12 protein-coding genes are annotated in these 14,320 nt (G+C 72.5%); 3 read left to right on the forward strand and 9 right to left on the reverse strand.

The features are described 5' to 3' along the window. Positions 1 to 50: 50 nt before the first annotated feature. From AS594_RS19255 to AS594_RS19275, 5 genes are all read right to left on the reverse strand, one after another. Positions 51 to 1,727 carry a hypothetical protein gene (locus tag AS594_RS19255; protein ID WP_069932522.1) on the reverse strand — a complete coding sequence of 559 codons (1,677 nt, stop codon included), beginning with the start codon at positions 1,725 to 1,727 and terminating at the stop codon, positions 51 to 53. Beyond that, a complete protein-coding gene (locus AS594_RS19260) occupies positions 1,717 to 3,417 on the reverse strand; it encodes a hypothetical protein (protein ID WP_069932521.1) in 1,701 nt (566 codons plus the stop codon). Before AS594_RS19260 ends, AS594_RS19255 begins: the two co-directional genes overlap by 11 nt. Before the next feature lie 173 nt (positions 3,418 to 3,590). Beyond that, entirely contained in the window at positions 3,591 to 5,177 is a 1,587-nt protein-coding gene (locus tag AS594_RS19265; protein WP_069935177.1) for a PTS transporter subunit EIIC, read from the reverse strand. 40 nt (positions 5,178 to 5,217) lie between these two features. Then, on the reverse strand, positions 5,218 to 6,180 hold the full coding sequence (murQ, locus tag AS594_RS19270; protein WP_069932519.1) for an N-acetylmuramic acid 6-phosphate etherase: 963 nt from the start codon (positions 6,178 to 6,180) through the stop codon (positions 5,218 to 5,220). A 100-nt stretch (positions 6,181 to 6,280) separates the two neighbouring features. Continuing rightward, positions 6,281 to 7,213, reverse strand: a complete 933-nt coding sequence (locus tag AS594_RS19275; protein ID WP_069930615.1) for a MurR/RpiR family transcriptional regulator — start codon at positions 7,211 to 7,213, stop codon at positions 6,281 to 6,283. 216 nt (positions 7,214 to 7,429) lie between these two features. Here AS594_RS19275 and AS594_RS19280 point away from each other — a divergent pair, with 216 nt between their 5' ends. Both AS594_RS19280 and AS594_RS19285 read left to right on the forward strand, forming a co-directional pair. Continuing rightward, positions 7,430 to 7,789, forward strand: a complete 360-nt coding sequence (locus AS594_RS19280) for a hypothetical protein (protein WP_069928218.1) — start codon at positions 7,430 to 7,432, stop codon at positions 7,787 to 7,789. Next, positions 7,786 to 8,052 (forward strand): DUF4031 domain-containing protein, encoded by a 267-nt coding sequence (locus tag AS594_RS19285; protein ID WP_069928219.1) that lies wholly within the window; start codon positions 7,786 to 7,788, stop codon positions 8,050 to 8,052. The genes AS594_RS19280 and AS594_RS19285 overlap by 4 nt, the downstream gene beginning before the upstream one ends. Positions 8,053 to 8,082: 30 nt before the next feature. Here AS594_RS19285 and AS594_RS19290 read toward each other — a convergent pair whose 3' ends face one another. From AS594_RS19290 to AS594_RS19305, 4 genes are all read right to left on the reverse strand, one after another. Beyond that, complete coding sequence (locus tag AS594_RS19290) at positions 8,083 to 8,685, reverse strand: Uma2 family endonuclease (protein WP_069932518.1); 603 nt, start codon at positions 8,683 to 8,685, stop codon at positions 8,083 to 8,085. Between the two features lie 133 nt (positions 8,686 to 8,818). Beyond that, positions 8,819 to 10,036: a Cmx/CmrA family chloramphenicol efflux MFS transporter gene (locus AS594_RS19295; RefSeq protein WP_069933864.1), complete on the reverse strand. Its 1,218-nt coding sequence runs from the start codon at positions 10,034 to 10,036 to the stop codon at positions 8,819 to 8,821. A gap of 172 nt (positions 10,037 to 10,208) precedes the next feature. Then, positions 10,209 to 10,874 carry an HD domain-containing protein gene (locus tag AS594_RS19300; protein WP_107357914.1) on the reverse strand — a complete coding sequence of 222 codons (666 nt, stop codon included), beginning with the start codon at positions 10,872 to 10,874 and terminating at the stop codon, positions 10,209 to 10,211. A gap of 149 nt (positions 10,875 to 11,023) precedes the next feature. Next, complete coding sequence (locus AS594_RS19305; protein ID WP_069933862.1) at positions 11,024 to 13,264, reverse strand: heavy metal translocating P-type ATPase; 2,241 nt, start codon at positions 13,262 to 13,264, stop codon at positions 11,024 to 11,026. Between the two features lie 262 nt (positions 13,265 to 13,526). On the opposite strand from AS594_RS19305, the gene AS594_RS19310 reads away from it, so the two are divergent. Beyond that, positions 13,527 to 14,222, forward strand: coding sequence for a copper homeostasis protein CutC (locus AS594_RS19310; RefSeq protein ID WP_069928222.1), 696 nt, complete (start codon positions 13,527 to 13,529; stop codon positions 14,220 to 14,222). The last annotated feature ends 98 nt before the right edge of the window (positions 14,223 to 14,320 follow it).

The raw sequence follows: 14,320 nt of genomic DNA on the forward strand, positions 1-14,320 counted from the left end.
CGGTTCGCGGGGGTGCCGCCCTCGGGCCCTCGGGGCCGGTGGACGCGGCGTCAGCGCACGTCGACGTAGTCCGTCCCCGACGTGCTGTTGAAGTGCTTGCTGTCACCGGCGTGGCGGAAGGTCCAGGTGCCGTCCTTGACGGCCTTGGTCTTCAGCGTGATTCTGCCGTTCGACGCGGGCCGGCCCCAGGTGACGTACGACCACTTGGTGGAGCCCTTGGCCTTGAAGTACAGGTCGACGGCCCTGCCCTGGTACGCCTTCCAGCCGCTCCCGGCCTTCTCCTGGAGCACGCCGCTCACCGTGACCGTCCCGCCCTTCGTCACCGGCTCGGGACCGGCGTTCACGGAGGTCACGCGGGTCGCGGTGCGGGTGAGGAGGTGGGAGGGGCCGAAGCTCTCGGTGTAGGCGTCGGTGGCCGGGTGGTGCACCCGGTAGTGGCCGCCGGTGCTGCCCTTGACCGACCGGGAGAACTCGCCGGTCCAGTACGCGGTCTTCGCCGACGCCACCTTCTTCCAGCCGGTCCTGCCGTCCTTGGAGTGCTCCAGCTGTACGGGCTCTTCGCTGAAGGCCGCTCCCCGGTCGTAGACGGCGGCGAGCGCTCCGGTGACGGTCACGAGGCCGTCCGCGGCCAGGGTGGAACGTACGCCTCGGACCGCCGATTCGGCCGGTACGGCGAGCTTCCCGCTCGCCTCCCCGCTGACGTAGAACTCGGCGGCCCGCGCACTCCAGCCGCTCAGGCTGAGTCCGGTGGGACCGGTGAGCCCGGCGGTGAAGCGGCCGTCGGCGTCCGTCCTGACGGTCTTGTGCGTCGCATGGCCCGCGCCGCCGTTCAGGAAGCCGACGCGTATGTCGGTCCCTTCGACGGGCGTGTTCGCGGTGCCGTGCGTCACCCGGCCGGTGATGGTGGCCGATGCGCCGGGCAGCAGGCGCGTCCTGTCGGACTTGGCGGTGATCTTCACGGGGTACGGCGTGATGGTCAGGCCCTCGTACGTGGTGGACGAGCCGTGCGCCGTCGCGGTGTCCGCCGTGTGTGTGGCCCTGAAGTTCGCCCAGTCCCGGATGTCGATCTCCGGGCTCGTCACGGCGCCCGAGCCGTCCGTCACGGCGGTCACCGCGACGGGGTCCGGCGTGTCGCCCGTGTACGTACGGACGAAGGTGACCGTGGCGTCTTTGAGCGGCACCAGGTCGCCGCTGCCGGGCTGTTCGCCCATGAGGGTGGTCCGCAGTCGCACCCTGGGGTTCTCACGGCTCGGGGTGTTCTCCTGCTTCAGCTCACCGAGCCTGGGGGTGAGGGTGAAGTCGAGTACGCCCGCGTCCTGGCGGGTGGTCGTGTTGCCCTTGCTGTCCTTGGCGGTCACGTCGATGGCGTACCGGCCGAGAGCGGGGACGGCCCCCTGGTCCTCGGTGAGCTTGAGCACCGCGCTCTCGGGGACCCGGAACCGGCCCTTGTCCCAGGACTGTTCGGCCAGCGCGGGGATTTCGGTGACGACGTCGGAGCCGCTGCGGACCCGCGCGGAGACGGAGACGATGTCGGCCCCGGTGGCGTCGGTCCAGGCGTTGACGGAGAAGAGGCCGCGCTGTGCGCCGTCGGTGACGGCACGGCCGATGCCGACGGGCGCCGGGTCGGCGAAGGCCGTGCCCGCGCCGAGGAAGACCGTGCCCGTGGTCAGCAGCGCGGTGGTGGCGATCAGGGAGACCGTGCGGGTGAGTGCGCGCTCAGCGGACATTGACGTACACCTTCTTGGACTCGGCGTAGAAGTGCTTGGCGTCGGGTTCCAGGACCACGACCCAGTCGCCGTCCTCGTAACCCCTGCCCTTGAGGCTGTACTTGCCGCCGCTGCCGGTCCTGCCCTTGGCGACCCAGTACCACTGGTTCTGGCTCCGGGGCTTGAAGACCAGCGTGACCTTCGCTCCGCCGTACGCCTTCCACTTGCCGTCGAGGTGCCTCTGGAGAGAGCCCGACGCGGTGAAGGAGGCGTCCTGGGCCGGCCGGGTGTTGCTGACCTTGAAGGAGGCGAACCTGGTCGCCGTACGGCCGACCCGTACCGGCGCGGAGGTGCCGCCCAGGAAGCGGTCGGTCTCCGCGTGCGAGACGCGGTAGTACGAGCTGACGAACCCGCCGGTTTCCAGGGTGAAGGCACAGCCGCTGCCGTTGCCGTCGTACTGGGTGGTGCCCTTCTTCAGCTCGGCCCAGCCGTCACGGCCGTTCGTCGACGCCTGGAGCACGATCTTCTCGTTCTCGCAGTACGGGGCGGCGAACTTGCCGGTGGCGCGGAGCTTTCCGTACGCGTCGATGGAGATCTTCACGCCGGTGAACTTGAAGCGCTGCGGCACGGCGACCGAGCCGAGGGCCGACGGCGCCTCCTGGAGGAAGGCGCTCGGCCTGAGGAAGGTATGGACGTCGGTCGTACGGCCGGCCTTCGCTCCGTAGCCGAAGGTGCCGTCGGCGGCGGTCCTGCCGCTGCCCATGAGCCCGCGGACGGTGGTGCTGTTGTGGTCCGGGGCGTCGGAGGAGGACACCGCCGTCTCGCCGGCGAAGGGCTTCCAGCCGTCGGCCGTCAGCCGCTCGGCGCGGCCGGTGACCCGTACCGAGTCCCCGGCGTGGACGCGCTTGGCACCGAGCTTCGCGGTGATCCGGTACCTGGTCCGCTCGATGCCGAGCGCGTCGACGCTCAGGGCCTCGTCGGGGTCGGTGTCGGCGGCCGGCTGGACGACGACGGCACCCACGCCGGTCATCGGGGCGACGGGTGTGGCGGTCAGCGAGAACGCGCCGTCGGCGTCCGTGGCGACGGTCGTCCTGACCGGCGTGTAGTGGCCGTTGCCGTTCAGGGTGTAGCGGATCTCCACCTTGGTGCCGGCGCGGGCCGGCGTGCGCTCGCCGGTGCGCGGGTCGTACGTCGTCGCCCTGCCCGTCAGGACGGCGGTGCGGTGGTCGTAGTCGAGCGACGCGCGGTCGAAGGCGGCGCGCTCGACGCCGGTGCGGAGCTTGTAGCTGTACGTACCGGCGTCCTGGCGGCGCTGGACCGTGCCGCCGGGCAGCCGGTAGGTCACGGCCACGGGGTAGTCGCCGAGGGCGGTGCCTTCGGGCAGGGCCGGGGCTTCGGCGGTGGCCCAGCCGTAGACGGAGCCGGTCGAGTTCCAGGTCAGGTCGTCGGTCGAGGCGAGCACCTGGGCGCCGGGCAGGTCCGACGCCAGGACGTCGACCTTGACCCACAGGGCATGGGCGGACAGGACGACGTTCAGCCGTCCGTCGTCGAAGGTGCTGATGCCGGTGATGTCCGCAGCGGGTGCGGCATGCGCGGCGGGGGCGGTCACCAGGGCGGGGACGGTCAGGCCCGCCGCGAGGGTGAAGACCGCTGCCGCGCGTACGACGGCGTGCGAGACGCCATGCGTAACGGCATGCGAAAGAGGGCGCACTGGGCGCAAGTACGGGACCCCCCACAGGTCAAATGGCGGCGTCGGCAACCCGGAAAAACATTCCGGAAGAAGGGGCGACGCCCGCGAGACGATCCAATGATCGCGTCAGCGCAGAATAACGGGCCACCCCGCAAAAGGGGAGTGGCCCGTGTGAATTGTGGTGATGATGTGAGTCAGAGCGCGGCGGGTTCCTTCTCCGGGGCGGTGGGCGGGGAAGCGGGGCCGGTGGCGGTGGTGGTGGCCGCGTCCGCGCCGGGGGACGGGGCGTCCGCGTTCAGGTCGGCCAGCATCTGCTTGCTGAAGCCGAAGAAGTACGTGGCCAGGAAGCCGGCGACGTAACCGGCGACCAGCCCTGCCGCGTACACCGCGATCATCACGCCCATGCCCTGGTTGCCGGCCAGGAGGGGGAACAGGGCCCAGCCGGACGGGCCGATGGCCGTGGAACCGACCGAGTCGCCGAGCTGGTTGAACAGGCCGACGAAGCCTCCGCCGAAGGCGCCGCCCACGCAGGCGGTGATGAACGGGCGGCCGAGGGGCAGCGAGACGCCGTAGATGAGCGGCTCGCCCACGCCCAGGAAACCGGCCGGGAGCGCGGACTTGATGGTGCGTCGGACCGAGCCGTTGCGGGGGAGGCGGAGGTAGACCGCGACGGCCGCGCCGACCTGGCCCGCTCCCGCCATGGCGAGGATCGGGAGGAGGACGGTGAAGCCCTGCTGCTCGATCAGGGTGGTGTGGATGGGGATGAGGGCCTGGTGCAGGCCCAGCATGACGAGCGGCAGGAACAGGCCGCCGAGCACGAACCCGGCCGCCGCGCCGCCGGTGGCCAGTAGCCGGTCGGAAAGGTCACCGATGGCGGCGGAGACCTCACCGGCGACGAACATCAGGCCGTAGACGGTGACGAGGCCCGCGACCAGGACGGTGAGGGTCGGGGTGACGAGGACGTCCAGGGCCTCCGGGACCCACCGGCGGCACCATTTCTCGACGTACACCGCGAGGACCGCCGCGCCGAGCGCGCCGAGCACGCCGCCCTGGCCGGGCGACAGCGTCTGACCGAAGGCGTCGACCTTGGCGACGCCCGGGAACACGATGATGGCGGCGACCGCGCCGCCCAGGATCGGCGTACCGCCGAACTCCTTCGCCGTGTTGAGGCCGACGAAGACGGCGATCAGGGCCATGAAGCCGGTCGCGACGGCGGCGAGCGCGGGGGTGACGGCGGGGAGCCACCCGAGGTTGACCATCAGGCCGTTGAGACCGGCGATGATGCCGCAGCCGATGAGGGCGGGGATGAGCGGGACGAAGATGTTCGCGATCCTGCGCAGGAAGAGCTTGACGGGGGTGGCGTTCCTCGCCTTGCGCTCGGCCTTGATGGCGGCGCCCTGGGCGGCGAGTTCGTCGGCGGTGAGGGGGATGGGGGAGGGGGAGGCGGGCCCCTGGGAGGGCGCGGGGCCGGCCGCTCCGGGGGTGGCCGTTTCAGGGATGGCCGTTTCGGGGGTGGCCGCTCGTTCCGCGGCGACCAGGGCCTCGAACTCCGGGGTGACGCGGGCGACCGTACCGGGCCCGAGGACGATCTGGTACGTCGCGTCCTCGACCACGCCCAGTACGGCGGGAAGGGCCTTGAGCCGCTCGTCTTGGACGAGGGCACGGTCGCGCAGACCCAGCCGGAGGCGGGTCATGCAGTGGGCGATGGAGGTGATGTTCCCCGCGCCTCCGACGAGGGGAAGGATCGCGGCGGCGGTGGCGCGGTTCTTGTTCTCTGTCATGGTGCGTGGTGCCTTACTGTGCGGGGGTGGTGCGTCCAGTTCAGGCCGTACGGGCGGCCGCGGCCTGGAGCGCCACGCGCAAGTGCCCCTGCGCTTCGTTGAGCAGAGCGGCCGCGGTGGGGCCGTCGACGGACCCGAGGAGCACCAGGATGGCGTTCTTCACCTCTCCGCCGGTGGCGGCGAGCGCGGCTTCGATGTCCGTGTCGGGGGCGCCCGTCGCCAGCGCGACGATGCGGCGCGAGCGGGCGCGCAGCTTCTCGTTGGAGGCGCGTACGTCGACCATCAGATTTCCGTACGTCTTGCCGAGCCGGATCATCGTGATGGTCGAGATCATGTTGAGGACGAGCTTCTGGGCCGTGCCCGCCTTGAGCCGGGTCGAGCCGGTGAGGAGTTCGGGTCCGACGACGATCTCCAGGCCGTGCTCGGCGGCCGCGCCCAGCGCGCTGTCCGCGTTGCAGGACAGGCCGAGGGTGAGGGCGCCGAGGGCGCGGGCGTGTTCGACGGCGCCGACCGCGTACGGGGTGCGGCCGGAGGCGGATACGCCGACGACGGTGTCGTCGGCGGTCAGACCGAGTCGGTCCAGGTCCTCGGCCGCCAGCTCCCTTGAGTCCTCCGCGCCCTCGACCGCCTTAATCATCGCGGTCGGTCCGCCGGCGATCAGGCCGACGACCTGGGCGGGGTCGGTGTTGAAGGTCGGCGGGCACTCGCTCGCGTCGAGCACGCCGAGCCGCCCCGCCGTGCCGGCGCCCGCGTAGATCAGCCTCCCGCCCCGGGCCATCCGCTCGGCGGTGGCGTCGATGGCGGCGGCGATCTCCGGGAGCCGGGCGGCGACGGCCTGGGGGACGGTGCGGTCCTCGCCGTTCATGATGCGGGCGATGTCGGCCGTGGGGAGCTGGTCGATCTCGGCGAGCTCGGGGCGGAACGCCTCGGTGGTCAAGGTGGCGAGCTGGGCGCGCAGTGCGCCGTACGTGGCGGAGGGCGTGTTCGCGCGGGTCGAGGTCATGAGGAGTGCGGCTCTTTCTCGTCGTACGACTGCGGGAGTGGCTGTGCGCTGCGGGCGTGGCCGCTGTGCTGTGGGCCGCGCGGCGTTTGCCCGCCGGCGGCTAACGGTTGCTGCTGCGGGGCGCGTGGCGGTGGGCGAGCGCCTCGTAGGAGGCGGCGAGGGCGGGGGCGGCTGTCTCGTACGTACGCTGCGCCACGCCTATGAACAGGCAGTCGACGACGAGGAGTTGGCTCGTACGGCTCGACATGGCGGCCGGGCGCAGTTCGCTCTCGCGGGCGGTCGACGTGGTCAGGACGTGGTCGGCGTACTGCGACACGGGCCCGTCCGGGCGGCCCGTGATCGCCACCGTGGTGGCCCCCCGGTCGAAGGCGACGCGCAGCGGCTCGATGGCGTCACCGGTCGAGCCGGAGTGCGTGATGGCTATCGCCACGTCGCCGGAGCGGAGCTGGACGGCGTTGGTGACGGCGAGGTGCGGGTCGGTGTGCGCGTGCGCGATGAGGCCGATGCGCAGGAGTTTCTGGGCGAGGTCCATGCCGACGAGGGAGGAGGCGCCGACCCCGTAGATGTCGATGCGGCGGGCCGCGGCGAGCGCGGTGACGGCCGCGCCCAGCTGGACGGTGTCGAGGCCGGCGGCGGTGTCGGCGAGGGTCTGCTGCTCGTCGTACGCCAGCTTCGCCACGACGTCCGCGATCGGGTCGTCGACGGCGATGTCGGCGGTGACGGCGGGCGCCCGGCCCGACTGCTGCTGGGCGGCGAGTCCGGCGAGCGCGAGGCGCAGGTCGCGGTAGCCGGGGTAGCCGAGGAGGCGGGCGGTGCGGACGACGGTGGCCTCGCTGGTGCCGGTCAGCTCCGCGAGGCCGGTGACCGTGAGGGCGGCGCAGCCGGCCGGGTCGGCGGCGACGGCCTCGGCGACGCGCTGCATGGAGCGGGTCATGGAGGGGGCGAGGGTCCGTACCTTGGCCGCGAGGGCGGCGGGGGCGGGCGGGGCGGTGGTGCGGGCGCCGGCTGGGGCGACCGTGCGAGCTGTGCCGATGCCTGCCGTGCCTGCCGTACCTGCGGTGCCTGCCGTGGTGACCGCGCCTGCCGTGCCGACCGCGCCTGCTGCCGGGGTGGGCGTGCTCGCGGAACCGCCGGTGAAAATTTCCTTCACTTCATTGGTCACGCCTGAAAGATATTTTCGTGCGGGTGGGGCCGTCAACCCCCTGCCGTGGAACCCCTGCGCGCCCACGCGGCGCGCGACAATGGCTCTATGGACCCCATTCCCTCCCCCACGGAACAGGCGCTGCACGCCGCCCGCGCGCTCGTCATGGCCGACCTCACGGCCCGTGACGTGGCGCGGGCGGACGTCGTGTCGCTGGTCGAGGACGCGATAGTGCACCGCCGCTGGTGGGTGGAGCAGTGGCCCGCGGGGGCGGAGTTCGTCACGGGCCTGATTGCCCAGGACGTCCAGGACGCCCTGCTGGAGAAGTACGGCCGCTGGCCGATCTGCCCCGTGTGCACCGACGTGGAGCCGCACGCGCTCGCGGTCGAGCCGGAGCTGGGGCCCGATCCGCACTGGGTGTGCTCGAAGGCGGCCGTGATCGTGGCGCCGGTCGGCAGCCTGCGGTGACGTTGTACATCGACCCGCCGACCTGGCCCGGGCACGGCCGGATGTGGTCGCACCTGGTGAGTGACGTCTCGTTCGAGGAACTGCACGCGTTCGCGGCCGCCATCGGGTGCCCGCCGCGCGCCTTCGAACGCGACCACTACGACGTGCCCGACGTGCGCTACGCCGACGCGGTGGCCGCCGGTGCGGTGGAGGTGGGCTCGAAGGAACTCGTACGCCGCATCACGGCGGCGGGCCTGCGGCGGCCGAAGGGGCGGCCGGCGTAGGAATGCGGGTGCTGCCGGGTCGCTCCGGCGTCAGACCGGGAAAGCGCCGGTGTCCAGCAGCCCGCCGAAGGGCTCGGGGAGGCGCACCTGCTCGCCGAAGGCGGCACGCTCGCTGTGCTTGTACGCGCCGTTCTGCGGCTCGGTGAAGAGGGTGGTCGTCGGGCCGTGCTCGTCGAACCGGTCGATCAGCAGGTACGCCGGCACCGGCGCGTGCGCGTATGCCCATAGCTTCTTGGTCCGGTCGTCCTTGGCGTTGCCCTTGGACGTGATCTCGACGACGAGCAGGGCCTCCGAGGCGTCCACCGGGTCGCTGGTGTCCGGGTCCATTGCCGCGATCAGTGCGGTCGGCATGACGACCAGGTCCGGGACGTAGAGCTTGTCGAGTGGGGCGATGTGGACGCCGAGGGTCTGGTAGACCTCCAACTCCTCGGACAAGTCGCGGTAGAGCGTGCGCTGGACCTTGGCGGCGATGCCGTTGTGGTGCGCGTGTGGCGGTGGTACCAAGACGATCTGTCCTCCGTCGATCTCGGCGCGCCAGCCCTCGGGCACGTCCAGCTCGCGCCAGACCTGCAACAGGTAGTCCCACGGCCGACGGCGAGGCACCTGGTCGTTCCCGACCATTGCGGCGGTCATCGCGCCTCCCTTCTCCAGCGGCCTGACACGGCGAGCGTAGATCGACGGATCTGCGGCGGTGAGCCGCTTTCAACAGCGTGCCACGATCGAATGACTGGCGCGCCGACCCCGTGCAAAGGCGCACGGGCCGGGGTCAGGTTCGCTCGGTGTGCACTGCCTTCGGTGCCTCGAACGGTGACGTGGCCGAGGACGCCACCAGGCGGGAGCGCGACCGCTGGAGGCGCAGGGAGAACGCCGCCGCCACGAGTGCCACCACCGTCATCGCCGCGCCCGCCCACGCCGTCGACGAGAAGCCGAAGCCCGCGTCGATCACCGTGCCGCCGAGCCAGGGGCCGCCCGTGTTGCCCAGGTTGAACGCCGCCGTCGTGGTCGCGCCCGCCAGGGTCGGCGCCGCGCCCGCGACGTTGAACATCCGGGCGTTGAGCGCCGGCGCCGTGTAGAAGGCCGAGAGGCCGAGCAGGAACGACAGGGCGACCGCCACCACCGCGCTGGAGGCGAAGAGGGCCAGTACGACGAGGAAGACGGTCGACGCCGCGATACCGCTGATCAGTACGCCGAAGAGGTGCGCGTCCGCGACCCGGCCGCCCACCGTCGTACCCACCAGCGCGCCGATGCCGAACAGCGCCAGGACCGTCGGCACCCAGCCCGCGTCGAGGCCCGCCACGTCCGTCAGCAGCGGCGCGAGGTAGCTGAACGCGCAGAAGACGCCGCCCGCCGCCAGCGCCGTGATCGTGATCGCCAGCCAGACCTGGCCGTCGCGGTAGATCGCCAGCTCCCGCTTGAGCCGCGGCTTCTCCGCCGGGAGCGGGATGCGCGGGATCAGCGTCACGACACCCACCAGCGCGAGCGCGGAGGCCGCGCCGACCGCCCAGAACGCCGACCGCCAGCCGAAGTGCTCGCCGAGGAACGCCCCGGCGGGCACACCCAGCACGTTCGCGATGCTCAGCCCGCCGATCATGACCGCCATCGCCCGCGCCCGCGCGTTCACCGGCACCATCGCGATGGCGACCGCCGCGCCCACCGCCCAGAACCCGGCGCACGCGAACGCGCTCACGACGCGCGAGACGAAGAGCAGCTCGTACGACGGCGCCAGCGCGCCGGCGACCTGGCCGAGGCCGAACACCGTGATCAGCGCGATCAGGGTCGTACGGCGGGGAAGGCGCAGCGTGGCGACGGCCAGCAGGGGCGCGCCGATCACCATGCCGATGGCGAAGGCCGAGATGAGGAGCCCCGCCTGGGGGATCGAGACGTCCATGTCGGCGGCGATCGGCGGCAGCAGCCCGGACAGCATGAATTCGCTGGTTCCGAGGGCGAAGACCGCCAGGCCGAGTATGTAGACGGCGAGGGGCATGCGGGCGCGGCGCTTTTCGGCGGAGTCGGGCATGACAGGGGAGAACGCCGCTGGAAGGGCTCGCATTCCCGGTCGGCCCGGTCGGCCCGGTCGGCCCGGTCGTCCGGTAGCCCGGTCGGTCCGGTCGGTCCTGTCGGCCCGGTCGGTCCGGTTCGCCTTGTTCGCCTGCCGGTCAGACCGTGAGCAGGTCCAGCTCCGTCGTCAGGTTCTGGCGCGCCCGTGCCTCCCACTCGGCCTGCCCGTACGGCGTACGGAACAGCGTCGGCAGCTCCAGGAGCTGCCGCAGCACCGCCGCGCGTCCCTCGCGGAACGCCGCGTCGGGGACGAATCCGTACTCCTCGCGGACCGCTGCCGCGTAGGCGGCGTACGGGGCGGGGGGAGCGGCGAGGATCGCCAGGTCGGCGTCGCAGAGGGCCTCGCCGTTGGTGTCGTCCGGGGCGGGGTCGTGCGTGGCGGTGAGGCGGACCAGGCGGGCCACCTCGGCCGTACGGGCGTCGTCGAGCCCGAGCTCGGCCAGGGCGCGCTCGGCGAGGTCGGCGCTGCGTTCCTCGTTCTCGGAGCGGTCGGGGCGGTAGACCGCGTCGTGGAACCAGGCGGCGAGGCGGACGGCGGCCGGGTCGTCCGCGTGGCCGGCCAGCGTGTCCAGGTGGCCGAGGACCGCGACGAGGTGGTCGGTGGAGTGGTAGCGCCGCTGGGGTTCGGCCCAGCGGGCGAGGAGGTTCTCGGCGTACGGGCGAGGGTCGGCGGCAAGCCCGCTTCGGGCCGGGACGGTGTCCAGCCAGCGGCGGACCAGGTCCTCGTGCGCGGGGTGCCGGGGGGCGGCGGCCATGGCGTTCATGCCCCTCATTGTGCCGCGCGGCGTCTGCGCGTCTTCCCGGGCTCGGGCAAACGTACGACCGCCCTTGGGCGCAGGCCGGTGAGGGCCCGCGCCCAAGGGCGGTCGGGGGAGTGCGTTGTCGACCGTCCGCCGGCCCGTCCGCTTCGCCGTCAGCCGGTGGCCGCCTTGAAGCCGCGCAGGCGCAGGGAGTTGCCGACGACGAACACGGAGGAGAACGCCATCGCGGCGCCCGCGATCATCGGGTTGAGCAGACCGGAGGCTGCCAGCGGGAGGGCGGCCACGTTGTAGGCGAAGGCCCAGAAGAGGTTGGACTTGATGGTGCCCAGCGTCCTGCGGGAGAGGCGGATGGCGTCGGCCGCCGCGAGGAGGTCGCCCCGTACGAGCGTCAGGTCGCCCGCCTCGATGGCGGCGTCGGTTCCGGTTCCCATGGCCAGGCCCAGGTCGGCCTGGGCGAGCGCGGCGGCGTCATTGACGCCGTCACCGACCATGGCCACGCTGCGGCCCTCCGCCTGGAGCTTCTTGACGACGTCGACCTTGTCCTGCGGCATGACCTCCGCGAAGACCTCGTCGATGCCCACCTCACGGGCGACCGACTCGGCGACGGCCCGGTTGTCGCCGGTCAGCAGGATGGGGGTCAGGCCGAGCGCGCGCAGCCTGCGGACGGCCTCGGCGCTGGTGTCCTTGACCGCGTCCGCGACCTCCAGCACCGCGCGGGCCTCGCCGTCCCAGGCCACCGCGATCGCGGTACGGCCGGCGGCTTCGGCGGCGGCCTTGGCGCGCTCCAGTTCGACGGGCAGGGTCATCGACCACTCGGCGAGCAGCTTGGTGCGGCCGACGAGGACCGCGTGGCCCTCGACGACACCCTGGACGCCGAGGCCGGGGACGTTCGCGAAGTCCTCGGGGATGGGCAGGGGGCCGGTCTTCTCCGCGGCGCCGGCCGCCACCGCCCGGGCGATCGGGTGCTCGGAGGCGTGCTCCAGGGCGCCCGCCAGGCGGAGTACCTCTTCCTCGGTGGTGGTGGGCGCGGTGTGGACGGCGAGGAGGGTCATCCGGCCGGTGGTCACGGTGCCGGTCTTGTCCAGGACGATCGTGTCGGCCTTGCGGGTGTTCTCCAGTACTTCCGGCCCCTTGATGAGGATGCCGAGCTGGGCGCCGCGCCCGGTGCCGACCATGAGCGCGGTCGGCGTGGCCAGGCCCAGCGCGCAGGGGCAGGCGATGATCAGTACGGCAACGGCGGCCGTGAACGCGGCGGTCAGGCCGGAGCCGCTGCCGAGCCAGAAGCCGAGCGTGCCGACCGCCAGGGCGATGACGACGGGAACGAAGACGGCGGAGATCCTGTCGGCCAGGCGCTGGGCGGCGGCCTTGCCGTTCTGCGCGTCCTCGACGAGCTTGGCCATGCGGGCGAGCTGTGTGTCGGCGCCGACCCGGGTGGCCTCGACGACCAGGCGTCCGCCGGCGTTGAGGGTCGCGCCGGTGACCGTGTCGCCGGGGGCGACCTCGACCGGCACGGACTCGCCGGTGAGCAGGGCGGCGTCGACGGCGGAGGTGCCCTCGACGACGGTGCCGTCCGTGGCGATCTTCTCGCCGGGACGGACCAGGAAACGGTCCCCTACGGCCAGCCGGTCGGTGGGGATCGTCTCCTCCCGGCTGCCGCCGTCGCGCAGTACGGTCACGCTCTTGGCGCCCAGCTCCAGCAGGGCCTTGAGGGCGGCGCCCGCCTTGCGCTTGGAGCGGGCCTCGAAGTAGCGGCCGGCCAGGATGAAGGCGGTGACGCCGGCCGCCGCCTCCAGGTAGATGTTCCCGGCGCCGTCGCCGCGCGAAATGGTCAGCTCGAAGGGGTGCGTCATGCCGGGCGTACCGGCCGTACCGAAGAACAGCGCCCACAGCGACCACAGGAACGCCGCCGACGTACCGACCGAGATCAGGGTGTCCATCGTCGCCGCGCCGTGCCTGGCGTTGGTCCAGGCGGCGCGGTGGAAGGGCCAGGCGGCGTACGTCACGACCGGGGCGGTCAGCGTCAGGGACAGCCACTGCCAGTACTCGATCTGAAGGGCGGGGACCATCGCCATCGCCACGACCGGGACGGCGAGGACGGTCGCGGTGATCAGCCGCTGGCGGAGCGGGCGCAGTGCGTCGTCCTCGGCGCGGTCCGCCGGTGCGTCCGGGCCGGCGGCCGACATTGCCCCGCTCTGTGGTCCGGTGCGTAGCGGGGGCGGTTCCTTGGCCGTGTACCCGGTGGCCTCCACCGTCGCGATCAGGTCCTGTACGGAGACGTCCTCGCCCCGGTAGGTGACCTTGGCCTTCTCGGTGGCGTAGTTGACGGTCGCCTCGACGCCGTCCATGCGGTTCAGCTTCTTCTCGATGCGGGCGGCGCACGAGGCGCAGGTCATGCCGCCGATGGCGAGTTCGACCTCGGCGCCCGGGGCGGCCTGGGCTCCGGGGGCGGGGGTGCTGACGGTGGCGGGCCTCGTGGTCACGTCTGCTCTCCTCGGTCGCTGTCCTATGGATACCCCAGGGGGGTATCTGTTGGCTCCATGTATACCCCCGGCCATCCGCTTGTGCAAGCGTGGGTTGATGCGCGGGCCCGGCGGGCGCTCTAGGGTGGAGATTGGACTAGACCTGTAGTGGCCGTTTTCCGGAGAATGGAGTCCCATGAACAACCGTGCAGTCCTGGAGGTGATCGCCCTCGACGCGCAGGACGCGGTCGCCGCCCGGTCCGGAGGGGCGGACCGGCTGGAGCTTGTCACCGACATGGCGGCGGACGGCCTGACGCCGTCCCGCGAGACCTTCGGGCGGGTCCGCGCGGCGGTGGACATTCCGCTGCGCGTGATGCTGAGGCTGGCGGACGGGTTCCTCGCGGGGGACATCGACGAGCTGGTGCGGGCGGCGCAGGGGATGCGTGCGGAGGGGGCGGACGAGTTCGTCCTGGGGTTCCTGGACGCGGAGGGCAATCCCGATCTGGTCGCGGTCGAGCGGGTGGTGGCGGAGATCGAGGGGTGCCGGTGGACGTTCCACCGGGCGATCGACCGGGCTGCGGACCGCGACGCGTTGCGCAAGCGGATCGCGGAGCTGCCGGGCCTGGACACGTACCTGACCGCCGGTGCGGCGGAGGGCGTGGACGCGGGGCTTCCGGTGCTGCTGGCGGAGGCGGAGGCCGGGAGGCGGGGCGCGCCGGGCTATCAGGCGCAGCTCCTGGTGGGCGGAGGGCTGCGCCTGGACCACCTGCCGGAGCTGCGGGCGGCGGGGATCGACGCGTTCCACATCGGTGGCGCGGCGCGGCCGGGTGGCTGGGAGGCGCCGGTTTCCGCCGATGCGGTACGGGAGTGGCGGACGAGGCTGGACGGGTAGGCCCGGGGGCGCCGGGGTCCGGACCCCGGCCCCCGGCGCCCCGGCCCCCGGCGCCCGGCGAGGAGCTGGGTCCGGGCGTTCGAGGAGCGGGGTCCGGG

Origin of the sequence: Streptomyces agglomeratus (assembly GCF_001746415.1) — a bacterium.
GTDB classification, from domain to species: domain Bacteria; phylum Actinomycetota; class Actinomycetes; order Streptomycetales; family Streptomycetaceae; genus Streptomyces; species Streptomyces agglomeratus.

Bases quoted from the DNA above. Each gene is read 5' to 3' on its own strand.
- AS594_RS19255 (WP_069932522.1), bottom strand. From the start codon at position 1,727: ATGTCCGCTGAGCGCGCACTCACCCGCACGGTCTCCCTGATCGCCACC.
- AS594_RS19265 (WP_069935177.1), bottom strand. From the start codon at position 5,177: ATGACAGAGAACAAGAACCGCGCCACCGCCGCCGCGATCCTTCCCCTC.
- murQ (WP_069932519.1), bottom strand. From the start codon at position 6,180: ATGACCTCGACCCGCGCGAACACGCCCTCCGCCACGTACGGCGCACTG.
- AS594_RS19280 (WP_069928218.1), top strand. From the start codon at position 7,430: ATGGACCCCATTCCCTCCCCCACGGAACAGGCGCTGCACGCCGCCCGC.
- AS594_RS19290 (WP_069932518.1), bottom strand. From the start codon at position 8,685: ATGACCGCCGCAATGGTCGGGAACGACCAGGTGCCTCGCCGTCGGCCG.
- AS594_RS19295 (WP_069933864.1), bottom strand. From the start codon at position 10,036: ATGCCCCTCGCCGTCTACATACTCGGCCTGGCGGTCTTCGCCCTCGGA.
- AS594_RS19300 (WP_107357914.1), bottom strand. From the start codon at position 10,874: ATGAACGCCATGGCCGCCGCCCCCCGGCACCCCGCGCACGAGGACCTG.
- AS594_RS19305 (WP_069933862.1), bottom strand. From the start codon at position 13,264: ATGACCTGCGCCTCGTGCGCCGCCCGCATCGAGAAGAAGCTGAACCGC.
- AS594_RS19310 (WP_069928222.1), top strand. From the start codon at position 13,527: ATGAACAACCGTGCAGTCCTGGAGGTGATCGCCCTCGACGCGCAGGAC.